Source organism: Nocardia sp. NPDC051750, from assembly GCF_044453135.1.
Lineage (GTDB): Bacteria > Actinomycetota > Actinomycetes > Mycobacteriales > Mycobacteriaceae > Nocardia.
This window is the reverse complement of sequence record NZ_JBITCK010000005.1, coordinates 163,995-178,314: the sequence shown is the minus strand read 5'-3', so window position 1 is coordinate 178,314 and position 14,320 is coordinate 163,995. Positions and strand designations below refer to the sequence as shown.

Annotated in this window: 12 protein-coding genes; 6 read left to right on the top strand and 6 right to left on the bottom strand. The window is 68.1% G+C overall.

The annotated features are described in order from the left end of the window. The first annotated feature begins 145 nt into the window (after positions 1-145). Positions 146-1,663 (top strand): flavin-containing monooxygenase, encoded by a 1,518-nt coding sequence (locus tag ACIA75_RS22590; protein ID WP_397107059.1) that lies wholly within the window; start codon positions 146-148, stop codon positions 1,661-1,663. After that, a complete protein-coding gene (locus tag ACIA75_RS22585; RefSeq protein ID WP_397107057.1) occupies positions 1,650-2,303 on the top strand; it encodes a TetR/AcrR family transcriptional regulator in 654 nt (217 codons plus the stop codon). Before ACIA75_RS22590 ends, ACIA75_RS22585 begins: the two co-directional genes overlap by 14 nt. 241 nt (positions 2,304-2,544) lie before the next feature. On the opposite strand, the gene ACIA75_RS22580 is transcribed toward ACIA75_RS22585, so the two are convergent. Together ACIA75_RS22580 and ACIA75_RS22575 are read right to left on the bottom strand one after the other, a co-directional pair. Next, positions 2,545-3,195 (bottom strand): hypothetical protein, encoded by a 651-nt coding sequence (locus ACIA75_RS22580; RefSeq protein WP_397107055.1) that lies wholly within the window; start codon positions 3,193-3,195, stop codon positions 2,545-2,547. A 254-nt stretch (positions 3,196-3,449) separates the two neighbouring features. Then, positions 3,450-4,643 carry an oxygenase MpaB family protein gene (locus ACIA75_RS22575; protein ID WP_397107053.1) on the bottom strand — a complete coding sequence of 398 codons (1,194 nt, stop codon included), beginning with the start codon at positions 4,641-4,643 and terminating at the stop codon, positions 3,450-3,452. Between the two features lie 325 nt (positions 4,644-4,968). Here ACIA75_RS22575 and ACIA75_RS22570 point away from each other — a divergent pair, with 325 nt between their 5' ends. Continuing rightward, the gene (locus tag ACIA75_RS22570; RefSeq protein ID WP_397107051.1) at positions 4,969-5,613 is read left to right on the top strand and encodes a TetR/AcrR family transcriptional regulator; all 645 of its coding nucleotides are present in this window, start codon (positions 4,969-4,971) and stop codon (positions 5,611-5,613) included. Positions 5,614-5,652: 39 nt separating this feature from the next. On the opposite strand, the gene ACIA75_RS22565 is transcribed toward ACIA75_RS22570, so the two are convergent. The 4 genes from ACIA75_RS22565 to tatB are packed head-to-tail and all read right to left on the bottom strand — an operon-like array spanning position 5,653 to position 9,392. Next, entirely contained in the window at positions 5,653-6,645 is a 993-nt protein-coding gene (locus tag ACIA75_RS22565; RefSeq protein WP_397107049.1) for a MaoC family dehydratase N-terminal domain-containing protein, read from the bottom strand. 31 nt (positions 6,646-6,676) lie between these two features. Then, positions 6,677-7,930, bottom strand: a complete 1,254-nt coding sequence (locus ACIA75_RS22560; protein ID WP_397107047.1) for a PucR family transcriptional regulator — start codon at positions 7,928-7,930, stop codon at positions 6,677-6,679. Positions 7,931-7,977: 47 nt separating this feature from the next. After that, positions 7,978-8,880, bottom strand: a complete 903-nt coding sequence (locus ACIA75_RS22555) for a PucR family transcriptional regulator (protein WP_397107045.1) — start codon at positions 8,878-8,880, stop codon at positions 7,978-7,980. Between the two features lie 56 nt (positions 8,881-8,936). Continuing rightward, entirely contained in the window at positions 8,937-9,392 is a 456-nt protein-coding gene (tatB, locus tag ACIA75_RS22550; protein WP_397107043.1) for a Sec-independent protein translocase protein TatB, read from the bottom strand. A gap of 377 nt (positions 9,393-9,769) precedes the next feature. Here tatB and ACIA75_RS22545 point away from each other — a divergent pair, with 377 nt between their 5' ends. From ACIA75_RS22545 to ACIA75_RS22535, 3 genes are read left to right on the top strand one after another with little or no spacing between them, the layout of a single operon-like run. Next, positions 9,770-11,191: a condensation domain-containing protein gene (locus ACIA75_RS22545; RefSeq protein WP_397107041.1), complete on the top strand. Its 1,422-nt coding sequence runs from the start codon at positions 9,770-9,772 to the stop codon at positions 11,189-11,191. Then, a complete protein-coding gene (locus ACIA75_RS22540) occupies positions 11,188-12,615 on the top strand; it encodes an MFS transporter (protein ID WP_397107039.1) in 1,428 nt (475 codons plus the stop codon). Before ACIA75_RS22545 ends, ACIA75_RS22540 begins: the two co-directional genes overlap by 4 nt. Continuing rightward, positions 12,615-14,183, top strand: coding sequence for a glycosyltransferase family 39 protein (locus ACIA75_RS22535; protein WP_397107037.1), 1,569 nt, complete (start codon positions 12,615-12,617; stop codon positions 14,181-14,183). The genes ACIA75_RS22540 and ACIA75_RS22535 overlap by 1 nt, the downstream gene beginning before the upstream one ends. The last annotated feature ends 137 nt before the right edge of the window (positions 14,184-14,320 follow it).

Genomic DNA, 14,320 nt, shown 5'->3' with positions numbered 1-14,320 from the left:
AGAGATAACGCGCATTCGCCGAATCGGCGTCTGTGCGTTTGGAGAAAATCACCAATCTGCCGCCGGAATATCCTTGCGGCACTTCGACTGAGTTACGTTGGGGCGCGGTCCCCGTCGCCGTTTTTCAGCCCCGACAGGAGCGGTAGTGAGCACCGAATATTCGAACCAGCCGGCCGTCGCCGTCATCGGTAGCGGGTTCAGTGGAATAGGTTTGGCAATACGCCTCGTCCAAGCCGGATTCACGAATCTGACCGTGTACGAACGGGCCGGCGATATCGGTGGGGTATGGCGTGACAATACCTATCCCGGTGCGGCCTGCGATGCGCCGTCCCATCTCTACTCGTATTCCTTCGCGCCGAATCCCGACTGGTCGCGTCGTTTCGCGCCACAGCCGGAAATACTGGATTACCTGCGGCGCTGCGCCGCGGAGTACGGAATACGCGACTACGTCCGCACATCCACCGAGGTCGTGGCGGCGGTGTTCGACGAGAACCGGTACCGCTGGGAGATCGAGCTGGCCACCGGTGCCACCGAGTACGCCGACGTGCTGGTCTCGGCGTGCGGGCAGTTGAGCCGGCCGTCGTATCCGCGGCTGCCCGGACTGACCGAATTCGCCGGCACCACATTCCACTCCGCGTGCTGGGACCACGATCACGATCCGGCCGGTCGAGATATCGCGGTGATCGGTAACGGCGCCAGCGCCATTCAATTCGTGCCGCATCTGGTGGGGAAAGCGCGTAGCGTCACCATTTTCCAGCGGCAAGTGCATTGGATCAGTCCGAAACCGGATGTTGAATACTCCGCGTTCCGGCGCCGCGTGAACAGAGTGCTGCCCCTGGTGCAGAAACTGCCCCGATTGGGCATATTCCTCTGGTTCGAGGGGGTACTGAACCCCATGCTGGTCTCGCGGTGGGGCCGCCGGTTTATGTCCGCGCCCATCCGTCTCTGGTGTCGCTGGAATCTGCGGCGGATCGCCGACCCCGAACTGCGCCGCGCGCTGCGGCCCGGTTACGAACTCGGCTGCAATCGAATTCTGACTTCGAACGAGTACTACGACGCGCTCAACCGGGACGGTGCGCGGGTCGTGACGAGTCCGATCCGATCGGTACAGCCCACCGCGATCGAGACGGAGGACGGCCGGCATTTCGAGGCGGACACCATCATCTACGCGACCGGTTTCCGGTCGCACGATTTCGTGGCACCGATGCGCGTCTCCGGGCTCGCCGGACGCGACCTCGACAGTGCGTGGCAGTCCGAGCCGTGTGCGTATCTGGGGCTCACGGTGCCCGGATTCCCGAATTTCTTCCTGATGTACGGCCCCAATACCAATGTCGGATCCGGCTCGATCGTGCATATGCTGGAGAGCCAGATGACCTACATCGTCGGCGCCGTGGACGAAATCAGCCGGGTGCGCTATCTGGATCTCCGGCCGGAGGTGCTGGACGGATTCGGCAGCGCGACCCGGGAACGTCTTGCCCGCACGGTGTGGAATACCGGTGGCTGTCACAGCTGGTATCTGGCCGACACCGCCAAAGGGCCGCTGAACACCAACAATTGGCCGGGATCGATGCGGGAATACCGCCGCAGAACCCGGCGATTCGACGTCGAGAACTATCGGACCGTGCCGCGTCCGGCCGCCACTACCCGCGATGGAACGGTCTGACGCCCCGGGCCCGGGGCAGGTGGTCCTCCCGGCATCGGATCGGAGTCCGGATCCGGGAACGGTGAACGCGGTCGAGCAGCGTATTCTGGCGGCCGCGGATCACCTGCTGGCGGCCGGTATTCCCTATACCGCACTGTCCATGCGGAATATCGCCGTAGCAGCCGGTATCGCCCGTTCGACGGCGTACCGGTACTTTCCGCGGAAGAACTGTCTGCTCATCCGGCTGGTGGACGCGGATACCGGGGACCGGTTCGCGCCCGCCGAGCGCTGGTGGGAACACTGGAGACCCGGTGACGACACCGGGCTGACGGCCGGGCTGGCGGCGGCGATCGAATTCCGCCGCCGCCGCGGGCATCTCCTCGCTGCGCTGGCGGAGGTGGCCGCCTACGACACCTTGGTGGCGCGGTACCACGCGGGACGCACGGCGCGGATGACGGAGCTGATCGTGGCGAGTCTGCAACAGGTCCACGCGGCCGGTGACGGCCCGCCGCCGGTCGTGGATCCGGCTGTCGGGGTGATCGTGGCCGCCATGGTCGAGCGCACCGCCGACCTCTACTCCACTCTCGAGTCACCGATCGACCTGAGGCGAATAGCAACGGCGTTGAGCAAGGCAGTCACTGCTGTTGCTACCGGAATCTGATACCGGGCCGCCGGCCGGTGGCACCGAGTGCTGTGCCATCGGTTTCGGCAGCGGTCGCCCGATGGTGAATACCTACTGTCCAACGACGAAGCCCCTACTGCCGAGTGGTGTGCTCGGCAGTAGGGGCGGGAGGAGAACCCGGCGTCACGGAGCCCTGGTGCGAGGCCCGGGCCCGGCTGATCGATGATCTGCGGCGAGCCCATGCGGTGGTTTCGCCGCGGGTGCCCGGTCGGTGCCGGAGCTACCCGACCGGCTGCTCCTCGGCCGGCGCCTGTTCGGTCGGCAATTCTTCGGTCGGCTGCTCCTCGGCGGGCGGTTCGGTGACCGGCGGTTCCTCGGCAGGAGGCTCCTCGGCCGGCGGCTGCTCGGTCGGCGGATCGTCTGTCGGGTGTTCGGCGCAGGCGAGGATCGCCAAACCCTTTTCCCGCGAGACCGTTTCGGCCTCGGCCGTGCCGGGCAGTACCGCGACCGAGGCGTCCTCGAACATGCAGGCGATCTTGCCGAGCAGGCCCTCGAGGGGGTTGGGCTGGAGCGGCGGGGCCGGCGGGATCTCGCCCTCGGCGGGCGGCGCCGGCTCGGTGGCCGGGGGAGTGGTCTCACCTTCCGCGGGTGGTGGGGTCTCGCCCTCGACCGGAGGCGTGGTCTCCTCGCTTTCCGTCGGCGGTAGGGGCTCGGTGCTCGGCGCCTGCTCCTCCGTGGTCGGCGCGGGTTCGGCCGGCGCTGTCGTTTCCTCGCTTCCGGTGGGCGGCGCGGGGACGGCCGGCGCCTCGGTGGTCGGAGTGGGTACCGGGGTGGTCACTTCCGGTGGCTGCGCGGACGCTATGGGCGCGACCAGTCCGGCGGCGGCCACCGCGATGGCGAACGTCGCTAGCCTGCGGGAGGTTGACGGCATCACAAATCCTTGCTGTTGGCTTACCAGAATTTCGAGATCTCGATTACCGATCGGTCTCCGCAGTGTATGCCCGGAATAATTCGATATGTCGATTCCCGGTCGATCGACACAAAACCCTCCGATGCCCCTGGGCCGCTGCACAATCGGGCGAAAGTGTCGAGTGGAACGGTAATTCGGGAAATCCTTCCGGTTCATATGGTAGTGGCGCCGGAAGGTGTATTCCGAGAAATATCAGGTCTTGTATTTCGAGAATTTCACAATTGAATTCGTGTGTGCCCCGGGGAGCCGGTGAGAAGTTCGAAGAACCGCTGCTGCTGCCGGCGTCCCCGGGCGGCGGCGCGGGCGCGCCCGTCGCGGCCGAAGCGGGCGTCCGCACTGCGGACGAGGTTGACCGGGATACGGGCCAGCGGATACCAGGGCGGCATATACGGCCACAGGCCCAGGCGGCGCACCGAGCGGGGGCCGAGGAAGGTTGTGGCAATCGACAGGTGCTGGGCCCGGGCGAACCGGCCCCGCACGCCCGCCATATTCGGGTACGACCAGCTGAGCGGGTCGCGGTCCATCGGCACCGCGAGCCGCCGGCTCGTCTCGTCGGGGTTCATGATCGCGGTCAGGCTGTGGTACAGCACCCGGACCCCGTCGCGGAATCCGGTGGGCAGCCAGTGCTCCTCGACCCCGATGAGCCACCCGACGTAGCGGGTCAGGTGTGCGGCGGCATCGAGATCGGCGCGACTCGTCAGCATGCCCATGGCCATACCGCCGACGAACGGAGCCAGCAGCGCGCCGACCAGCGTCGCGGCCATATCGGTCTGGTTGATGGGCAGGCCCCAGTCCGCGGTGCGCCAGTCGGGCGTGGCGAGGAGATGCCGGCGCACCATCGCGTGGATCAGCCGCACCCGCAGGGTCGAACGGTATCCGGGCCCGAAGCGCGACATCCCGTCCTCGCCGGAGACATCCATCGCCCACTGCATGGTTTCGGCGAACCGGGTGGCCGGGCCTTTCTCCAGGGCGCCCGTGCGCAACAGGGTCTTGTTGAAGCCCGAGGCGAGATAGCCGCCGAGGAAGGAGACGTCGCGGGCGAGGTAGAGCCCGTCCGCGCCGCCCATCCGGTACACCTGGGCGCCACGCCGGAGCGCAATCTCGTCGACCCATGCGGGCGGGGTTTCGACGCGGGCGAAGAAGGCGGCCAACGGCTCGGGCGCGTCCGGAATCGACGCGATACCCGAGGCGAGGGCCTTTTCGAAGAGTGGGCGGGTCGTACCGGTGCCGGTCTCGCACATCCAGGCGGCGAGCTCGTCCATCGCGGGGTCGGCGACGAGCAGCGATTCGCCCAGCTCCTGCCACCGGCCGGCATCGGGCTTCCGGATGCCCAGGAGGAGGGCGAACGGCCGCAGACCGGGCACCCCGCGAGGTGTGGCGGGATGGCGGGTGGGAACGATCTGGTTCATGGACCCCGTCCTTGGAGTTCCCGGCATTATGTGTAACGAACATACGAATGCCGTTACATGGAGTCAATGTGTTTGTAAAGTAACACTGGCCTGCGAGTAAGTCGGGCCGAGCGGCGATTGTGTGTCACTCGCCATCCGGGCCGACAGTCGCGATGTGTGCCTCCGGGCCTGCGGATCGTGCGCACGCACCGTTTGTGGCACAGCACAAAACGCGGGTCGTATGCCGCGCGATCGTCCGAACAATTCGTATCGACTGTGCAACGGTGTATCGGAGGGCGGTGGATTGTATCGCCTATTGGTCTACCACCGTTGGTAGATTGAAATCATGGTGAGGCAGGGCGACGCGGTCGACGAGAAGATCATGGATGCTGCGCTGGTGCGGTTGCTGCAGGTCGGCATCCGGCGGGCCAGCCTCGACGATATCGCCCGCCGGTCCGGGCTCAACCGGGTGACGATCTATCGTCGTTTCGCCGGTAAGGACAATCTCATCGAAGCCGTGATCATGCGGGAGATCGAGCGGATGCTCGCCGAGGTGGGCCGGATCGCCGCCGAGGGTACCGATGTCGACGATCAGATCGAGCGGACCGCGCTATACGTACTACGACAGGCGCGATCCCACCCGCTGCTGACACAGCTCATCGAGGTCTCACCCGAGGAAGCGATGGAGTTCTACACCGTGCGCGGTGAGGAAATGGTGAGTTCGGCGATCGGCTATATCGTGACGATTCTGGAGCGGGGACAGGCGGTCGGCGTGCTCGATGCCTACGATGCGCGGCCGGTGGCGGAATTGCTGGCTCGCCTGGCGCATTCGCTCCTGCTCACGCCGCTGGGCGGTGTCGACTTCCGGGACGAGGGTCAGGCCTCGTCGTTCGTGCGGACGGCGGTGGTGCCGCTGGTCCGGCACGGCGCGACTGCCGGGCGGAGTGCGGTGCGGGAGGCGCCCGCGAACGAGCAGTCGTATACGCGCTGATCGCCCGGTGCGGCGACGGCCGGATGGACCGCCGCGGGCTCAGTGCGTGGGTGGCCGGAGTACGGCCTGCGCGTGGATGAACAGCCTGCGATCGAGGCAGCGGCCGTCCAGTGCGATCACGGCGGCACAGGTCCGGTCGACCGATATCACGCGTCCGGAAACCTCCACCGGCTGCACGGTGCGGGCGAGCCGTCCACCGAAATGGGTGAACTCGGCCTCGTACCGGGAGACCGCGGCGGGATCGCCGAGGCAGGAGGAGAGGTATCCGGCGGCCAACGCGAGCCGCATCATGCCGGTGGGCGGTCCGGTGCCGGAGTGCGGGGCCGTCGCGGCACCGCGCGGATCACCGAGGGCGGCGAAGCCGTCCATCTCCGTCCGGCTCAGCGGAAAAGTCCGGCGCGGCAGTGCTAGTCCGGGATGAGTCGTGGCCGGCCGGAAGGGAACCGGCATTGCGGATTCCGGATCCGGGGAGGTATCGCGGGCACCGGACAGTCGTGCCGCCGCCAGGGTTGCGCCGGCAGCCGGGATACATACATGCAAGAAGCTGGAACCGGACTGCGCGACCTCGCCGTCGTGGTCGGTGAGCACCAGATGCGCTTCTACCGTGGCATATTCGGAGGTCACCCGCACCGAGCGGATATGGACGTCGGTGGTGACGATATCGCCGGCCACCAGCAGGCGCCGGATCTCGAGTGTCTGCCGGGTGTGCAGCAGCGGGCTGTGCCGGATACCGGGTGCCAGGATACGGACCGCATCGTCCTGGGCCCGCAGCATGGCGAGTGCGGCGAAAGTGGGCGGCGCCACCAGCGCCGGGTAGCCGTAGTCGCGGGCTGCCACGTCACTGTGATGAATCGGATGGTCGTTATGTGTGAGGTCGGCGAACGCCCGGATACGCTCCCGGGTGACGATATACGGGTTCCGCCCGCGGACCTGGCACCGGTCCGCGGGCAGCGTCGCCGAATCACGGGGCGGAGCCGCACTGGTACGCGCGGCGGTTCGAGTGGATCTCGGTGGGCCGTTGACGATCTGCATCATGTCTCCTCGATGGCCGGTGGTGGCGTACTCAGACCACCTTGCGGTCCGGGGCCGCGACCGGCCGGGTTCCCGCCTGGGTGAGCGGTACCGGAACCGACGGTCCTGGGTATCCGCCGCCTTCGTAGGCGCCGACCACGATGGCCGCCTGCAGTTTCGACAATCCGGCAACCGTTGCCGGGTCGAAGCCCGTGACCTGGTGAATGCGCCGGAATCGGTAGTCCACGGTATTCGGGTGGACATGCAACAGCCGGGCCGTGCTCTTGCGACTGCCGTGACAGCGGATGTACAGGAGCAGGGCGTCGATCAGATCGGGATGACCGTCCAGCGAGGCAGCGATCCGGGAGAGGCTTTCCCGGGCGGGCCCCGGACGGGTCACCTGGTATTCGAGCGCAATCCGGTCGAATCGGTAGATACCGTGCGGGTAGCCCAGTCGCCGGACCACATCCAGCATTTCGTGCGCTTCGTCGACGGAACTCTCGGCGCGGTCGCGCGGGCAGTGCAGGACAGCGGCGGTGACGTCGATGCGCAGGATGCGGCGCAGCCGGGCGACGACCCGGGCGATCCGGGTATCGGTATCCGCGCCCGCGGGGACCGCCACGGTGCCGCCGTGCTCGGTGACCAGTGATAACGCCGTGAACCCGGGCTCTTCGTCGAAACATGCCTCGATGCGGTCGGCGGGTACGCGCCGGACCGGTGGTGCCTCGGTCCCGCTGCCGCCGGTCGCGGCGAACTCCAGCGCCACCACGGCGACGATCTCGCGGGAGGGCCCGGTACGTCCCAGGTCCGCGGTGTGGCCGCGCACCGCGGCGCCGTCGCTTCCGGTACGCCGGACGGCACTGTGATATGCGGCGGTCGCGGTGGCGAGGATGAACTCGCGGACCCGGCCCAGGCGCCGGCTGTATGCCGCGATATGTCCCGCGGGTAGTCCGGCGGTGCGTAGCTCCTCGACGGTCACCGCGATGGCTCCGCGAACCGCGGCAGTGACGGCCTCGGTCGTTTCCTGCCGTGCGACGGCTGTTTCGACCGCCCGGTGGAGTTCGGCGACGAGGGCATCGGATTTCTCCCGCGTACTGAGCGCCGGCTCGAGCAAGTGCAGCAGTAACGCGATCACCGCCCCGTTCACGGGATGATCATCGACCCCGCCGGTGGATACCGGCGGGTGACGATCCGGCCGGGACGCCGGCCGTGCGACCGGGCCGGGAGCGCCCGGCCGCGGCGGTGGGGTGCTGCGCAGGGGTCGCGCGAGCGGTGCATTCACCAGGTGAGGGGTCGCGATAGTCATGATCACATCTGCTCCGGTGTGCTGAGGCCGAGCGGCCTGCGAGTAAATCAGCGGTAGCGTTGATGTAACAATGTATCAGAGTTGGGTTCATAGTTAAATGAATCTGTGAAATCTGTGCCGTTTCCGAATTTCTCGCCGACCGGAATTGTGTTGCCGCCGAGCAGGAATCGGCGGGCAATCAGCGCGGATCGGAGTAGCCAGCCGTCCTGTGGCCGTAGCGGATCGAGTCCGATGAGCTGGTGCGTGCGCTCGAGGCGGTGGCGCACGGTGTTGACGTGCAGCCCCAGCCGGCCCGCCGTACGCCGCGGCTGGAATCCCGTGTCGAGATGGTGGCCCAGCGTGTCCAGGAGATGTGGATGGGACGCGAGCGGTTCCAGTAGCGCGCCGAGATGATCGAAGGCGGGGCCGGGCCGGGTGATGTGGTACTCCAGCGCCAGGTCCTCCCACCGGTACAACCCGGGCCGGTGGCCCAGGCGCACCGCGACCTCCAGCAGTTCGTGGGCGAGCTCCGCGGCGGCCGGGACCTGCGCGGTCTCGGCGTGCACAACGGCCGCCAGAAGTGTGGCGTCGGCGGCATCGGACAGCTGGATCAGCAGTTCCTCCGCGCACCGCGCGTGCCGGCCCATTCCGGGGATCAGGATGGTGTTGCGCTCGGGGCCGAGTTGCGCGGGCAGCGGATCGGGGCCGTCGAGGAGGAGCTCGGCGCGTATCCGTTCGATGACGGCGGCGTGATCGGGTGTATCGCGGTGCCGGCGAGGCGGATCCGCGGGGCACGGCGTCACCGCGATAACACCGTACCTGTCCATATAGGCGTACCCGGCGACCCGCGCGGCGGCCGCGGCCCGCGGCGGTGACAGCAGGGATCGGGCGAGTTCTTCGCTGGCGTCCTGGTGCCGGTGATGGCGCCGGGTTTCGGTGCCGCTCCCGGCATATCGTGTCGGTCCGCTCATCCGGAATACTCCGCTCTTGTGGTCGTGGCGGCGACCGGGACCGTTGAGCCGTGCAGCTAGGTGGCCGGGCCGCCGGAATGGGCGCTGCCTGTTTCGGTGATGTCCGCGGCCGGTTCACGAACCGGTTTCGTCAGGTCCACCGGGAGTGTGGCCGGAGGTGGGTTCATCAGGCCGAAATTGCCGGCATCGATCCGCTCGGCGTTGAGATCGGCCACCAGTGACCGGAAGTCCTCCGGCACCAGCGGTTCGTCGCCGAGCAGATGCTTGGTGACCAGCGTGCGCGGGTTCATCGTGCGCAACCGCCGGAGTTCGGCCAGTGGGGCCCGGAGCTCGTCGATCTCCGGGCCGAGGTCCTGTTTCAGTTCCGCTGCCGCGCCGGTGGCGTAGTCACGGGCCTGCCGCAGCGCCCTGGCCGTCCATCGCGCGGCCCCGGGAAGTCGTTCCGGGCCGAGGATTACGAGCGCGGCGACGAGGAGAACCACTATCTCGCCCCATCCGATGCTGCTGAACACCGGGTGAGCGTATCGCCCGGAATTCGCCTGAATTACAAAGCAACGCAACTTTGTTCACTGTCACAGAACCGGTGCCCGTAATCATCGTGCCCCGATGGGTATTCGGCGAATTCCCTGTTCGGGGCGGAATTTGGATTATGGACCAGTTACCTGATCGTGATCGTCTGGAGTTGCTCACAGAATCGGCAACAGCTGTGGTCACCACGGCGATCGGTGGCGTTGACTCGTCCGTGAGTTCGCCGGGGAACACAAGCTTTCGGCGGCTCCGGCGTCCGGAACGCTGATGCGACGGCCGGTCTCGGCCGTCGGTTCCCGGGCCGGTGTGCGCACAACTGCGGGCGACTACCGGCCCCAGTCGGTACGAATCGAGGCACTCGGTGGTCAATTACGGCTTCTTCGAAGAATGGGATCCCGCGGGAGGCGCACTCACCACGTGGACCGCCACGCGTGAGTCGCGCGCGGCGGCGCGGCGAGCGCCGGCCCATCCCACCGGCCCCTCCTACCAGCAGCAGGTCTACCTCCGGGCCGCGCACCGTGACGAGAACGCGGAGTTCCGCGCCTCGCGGCTGTGCATGATCGCCTTCGATCTCCCCGGCGCACCCGACCATCGCGCCATGACCAGAACCGTGAACACCTTCCTGCGCCGCCACGATACGTTCGCCAGTCACTTCGTGCGCGGGGCCGACGGATCGTTCACCCGCCATGTGACCGATCCGGGGACCATCGAGTTCCGGCCGGTGGCGCACGGCGAGATCGCCGGCAGCGCGGCGGTGCGGTCCCATGTGCAGCGAGAGACCCCGGGTCCGGCCCGGTGGGACTGTTTCACCTTCGGGATCATCGAACGCCCGGACGATTTCACGGTCTACGCGGCGATCGATCATCTCCATACCGACGGTGTCGCCCAGGCGCTCACCTTCGTCGACCTCCTGACCATCTATTCCGCGGAATGCGCCGAGCATTCGCCCGCGCTACCCGAGGTCTCCGGGCATATTGCCTATTGCGCGCGGGACCGGCGGGTGAACCAGGCCCTTGGGGCGTATTCGCCCGGGGTGCGCGAATGGCGCAATATTCTGTACCGGCACGGTGGGGAAATCCCCTCGTTCCCGCTGGCGACAGGGGTCGGGCCGGGCGGCTACACGCAGGGCGCACAGGTGACCGCGACACTGTTCCCGGAACCCCGCGCCGTCGAATTCGACGAGATATGCGCGCGGCAGGGCGGGCGGTTTCTCGCGGGGATCTTCGCCGCGGCCGCGTGTGTGGACAAGGAACTCGCCGGCCGCGCGCGCTACCTCGGACTGACTCCGGTGAACACCCGCCACACCGAAGGCGAAGCGGCGTCGGTCGGGTGGTACACGAATCTGATCCCGGTGGCTTTCCCGGTGGGCGCGGCCGACGATTTCGCTTCGCTGGTGAGCGCGGCCCAACGGGCGATGGACCAGGCCCGGGAACTCTCCGATATCTCGCTGCACCGGGTGCTGGAGCTCGCCGCCGACGATACGAATATCGTTGCTGCTCCGGGCTGTTCGACGCCGATGCTGTCCTACCTGGATATCCGGCGGATTTCGGGCGCGGCCATGTTCACGGCCGTGAACGGGGGGATCTATGCCAATCCGCTCAGCCCGCGTGAGGTCTATATCTGGGTCAACCGCTTCGCGGACGGCACCCGGATCACCGTCCTGTTCCCCGATACCGCGACGGCCCGGGAATCGGTCGCCCGGTATCTCACCGCGTTCCAGCGGGTGGTGGACACCGTCTGCGCGACCGGCGATTACGCCCTCGCGGTGGAAACCGTGCCGTGATCGTTTCGACGGTTGCCGGCGCCACTTCGCGGTCCCCCGGATATCGTCCGCGCCTGATCCGGGGCCCGCTGCTCGCGTGCTTGCTCGCGGTGCTGGTCCAGGTACTGGACATGACGATGCTGGCGACGGCCCTGCCGGCGATCGCCCGGGACCTCCGGTTACCGGCGCTGCCACAGGTTCTCGTGGTGTCGGGCTACAGTCTGGCCTTCGGCTGCACGCTCATCGTCGGTGCGCATCTCGGTGACCGGTTCGGCCGGCGGCGGGTGTACACGGCCGGGATGGCCGGATTCGCCGTCTGCGCGGCCTGGTGTGCCATGGCCGGCGGCGGCACGGAACTGGTCGCCGCCCGCTGTGTGCAGGGTATGTGCGGGGCGCTGGTCGCGGCACAGACCCTGGCGATCATCACCACATCGTTCGGGCCGCGCCGCCGGACGGTAGCGTTCGCCGCACACAGTGCGACCGGTGCGTTCGCCGCCCTGGCCGGTCCGGTGCTGGGTGGGATCCTCGTCGACACGGATCCCCTGGGCCTCGGCTGGCGCTCGGTGTTCCTGGCCGAGCTGTCGATCGGGCTGGTCGCGGTGGCGGCGGGACTGCGGCTCCTGCCCCGGGAGCGGTCCGCCGTCGTGCGGCGATTCGATACCAGCGGCGCGGTTCTGGGTATCGCACTCATCGCGGTGCTGCTGTATCCGGCCATCCCGGTGGGCGGGTCGCGATCTGTCCTCGAATGGTCACTCGTGGGCGTGGTCGTGGCGGTACTGCTGCCGGTCGTGGTGTACCGCGGCCGGGGCGGGGCACGTGCCCCGGCCTTTCCGTCGGGTCTGTTCGCGCGGCGCGAATTCGCTCTCGGTGCCGTGGCGGTGCTGGGGTTCTCGGCGATCTTCGCCGGGGTGCCGGTCACCATGTCGAATACGGTCCAGCTCGGACTCGGCTTCACTGCCCGGGAGACCGGTTTGCTCCTGCTGCCCAGCGCCACCGGGGCGGTCGTGGGTGCGCTGACCGCGCCGATCCTGGTGAACCGGAGCCGGAACGCGACACTCACCGCCGGAATACTTCTGTTCGGGCTGGCCACGGCGGCAGTTGCCCTGCTGATCGACCCCGGCGCCGGACGGTTCGATATCCCCACCCTGATGGTGCCGCTGGCCGTGGCGGGAATCGGGCTCGGCTGGTTCGCGGCGCCGCTGCCCGCGCTGTTGATGGGCGGAATCGATCCGGCGGAGACAGGTCCCGCGTCGGGCCTGGTGCCCACCCTGCAGCAGCTGGGTGGTGCGCTGGGCCCCGTGGTCCTGCTGACCCGGCTCGACCACGGAACCTCCGGGGCGCCGGCACGCGACCACCTGATCGCTTTCGGTACTGCCCTGTGGATCGTGGTCGGCCTTGCCGCTGTTCTGGCCGTGATCGTTCTCGCGTTGCCGAGGGGGCGGTGATGGCTCTCGTGCGGACCGCTGTCCCGGTCGTCGCGGAGGCCGGAATCCGCCCCACGTCCGCGGTGCCGCCGTTCGCTGTGGTGCCGGTGTCCGTCCTGACGGTGGCAGCGGGTCTGGTGTTCCTGCTCCGGGTGGACCGATACGGCTACTTCGGTGACGAACTGTATTTTCTGGCGGCAGGCCGGCATCTCGCCGCGGGATACGTCGATCAGGGGCCGATCGTCGCGCTGATCGCCCGTGCGGGCGACCTCCTCGCCCCGGGATCGCTGCTGGTACTGCGCACACCGGCGGTTCTCGCGGTGGTGGCGGCGATCGTGCTCACCGCCGCGGTGGCACGTGAGTTCGGCGGCGGCACCCGTGCGCAGCTGCTCGCGGCCCTCGCCTACGCGACCTGTCCGTACGCGCTGTCCCAGGGGGCTTCGCTGTCGACGTTCGCGCTCGACAGCACCTGTTCGGCGCTGGTGATCTGGCTACTGGTGCGGTGGACGCGGATCCGGGACGACCGGCTGCTCCCCGCGGCGGTGTGTGTGGCGGCGCTGGATCTGCAGATCAAATGGCTCGCGGTCGTGGTGTTGCTCGGGCTCGCCGCCGGAATCGTGCTGAGCGGTCCCCGTGAGCTGCTGCGCAAGGCGATGTTCTGGGTTCCGGTATCGGTGGCGGCGCCGACCCTGCTGCCCGGTCTTTTCTGGCAGGCCCGGCACGGATGGCCGCAGTGGGCGATGGGCGAGGCGATCCGGGCCGAACAAGGTCTCGCGACCGGAGGTCGCGTCGCGCTGCTCGGGCACCAGGTCCTGCAGGCGGGTGTACTCGGAACGGTGCTCGGTGCCGCCGCCGTCCTCGGTTTCCTACGACACGAAGGGCTGCGGCGGTATCGGTTCGTGCCGATAGCGGGTGTGGTGGTGCTCGCGTTCGCGGTGGTCACCGCCTCGCGGCCCTATTACACGGCCGGGCTGCTGCCGGCGGTGTTCGGGGCCGGCGCGGTCGTCGTCGCGATAGGGGCCGGGAGGTGGGGGCGCCGGATTTCTGTGGGGCTCGGTGCCGTCTCCGCGGTGCTCGCCGTGGTCGTCGTGGCCGCGCTGCCGCAACCGGCGGCCTCGTTGCGACGACCCAGCGATTCGGCCGCGCAGGTCTATACGCGGATGCGGATGTACGGGACGACCGGCTGGCCCGACCTGACAGCGGCGGTGACGCGGGCATACCGAGAGCTCCCGCCAGGTATCCGCGACCGGACCGTGATCGTCACCGATTCGTATTGGCAGGCCTCCGCACTCGACTATTTCGCGGGCGCGGAACTGCCGCCCGTCTACAGCCCGAATCGTGGATACGCCTATTTCGGCCGGCCCGCCGACGCGACGCGCAGCGTGCTGTACGTCGGGCCGGTGCGGGGCCGGGTCGCGCTGTGCGGGCACTTCCGGACGGCCGTGACCGTGGCCGCGGCCGACGATCCGCTCGGTTTTCCCGGTATCAGCCGGTTCGTCACCGTGGCGCACTGCACCGGACCGGTCCGGCCCTGGTCCGAAATCTGGGAACGTTCGAGAACCCTGGCGCTCGATATGGGCGTCGTATGAATACGCGCCCGGCGTATTCGTCCCGAAGGAGTGATAATGACCCGGCACGCACCGGATATGACGGAGTTCGCGCCGCGCACCGCGGAGTCCGAGCACAGGAAACGCGCCATGAGCGCCCGCCTTCCGGGCCGCATCCC

Excerpts from the sequence above, each read along its gene's own strand:
- ACIA75_RS22585 (WP_397107057.1), top strand. The coding sequence starts at position 1,650 with ATGGAACGGTCTGACGCCCCGGGCCCGGGGCAGGTGGTCCTCCCGGCA.
- ACIA75_RS22580 (WP_397107055.1), bottom strand. The coding sequence starts at position 3,195 with ATGCCGTCAACCTCCCGCAGGCTAGCGACGTTCGCCATCGCGGTGGCC.
- ACIA75_RS22575 (WP_397107053.1), bottom strand. The coding sequence starts at position 4,643 with ATGAACCAGATCGTTCCCACCCGCCATCCCGCCACACCTCGCGGGGTG.
- ACIA75_RS22570 (WP_397107051.1), top strand. The coding sequence starts at position 4,969 with ATGGTGAGGCAGGGCGACGCGGTCGACGAGAAGATCATGGATGCTGCG.
- ACIA75_RS22565 (WP_397107049.1), bottom strand. The coding sequence starts at position 6,645 with ATGCAGATCGTCAACGGCCCACCGAGATCCACTCGAACCGCCGCGCGT.
- ACIA75_RS22560 (WP_397107047.1), bottom strand. The coding sequence starts at position 7,930 with ATGACTATCGCGACCCCTCACCTGGTGAATGCACCGCTCGCGCGACCC.
- ACIA75_RS22555 (WP_397107045.1), bottom strand. The coding sequence starts at position 8,880 with ATGAGCGGACCGACACGATATGCCGGGAGCGGCACCGAAACCCGGCGC.
- ACIA75_RS22535 (WP_397107037.1), top strand. The coding sequence starts at position 12,615 with ATGGCTCTCGTGCGGACCGCTGTCCCGGTCGTCGCGGAGGCCGGAATC.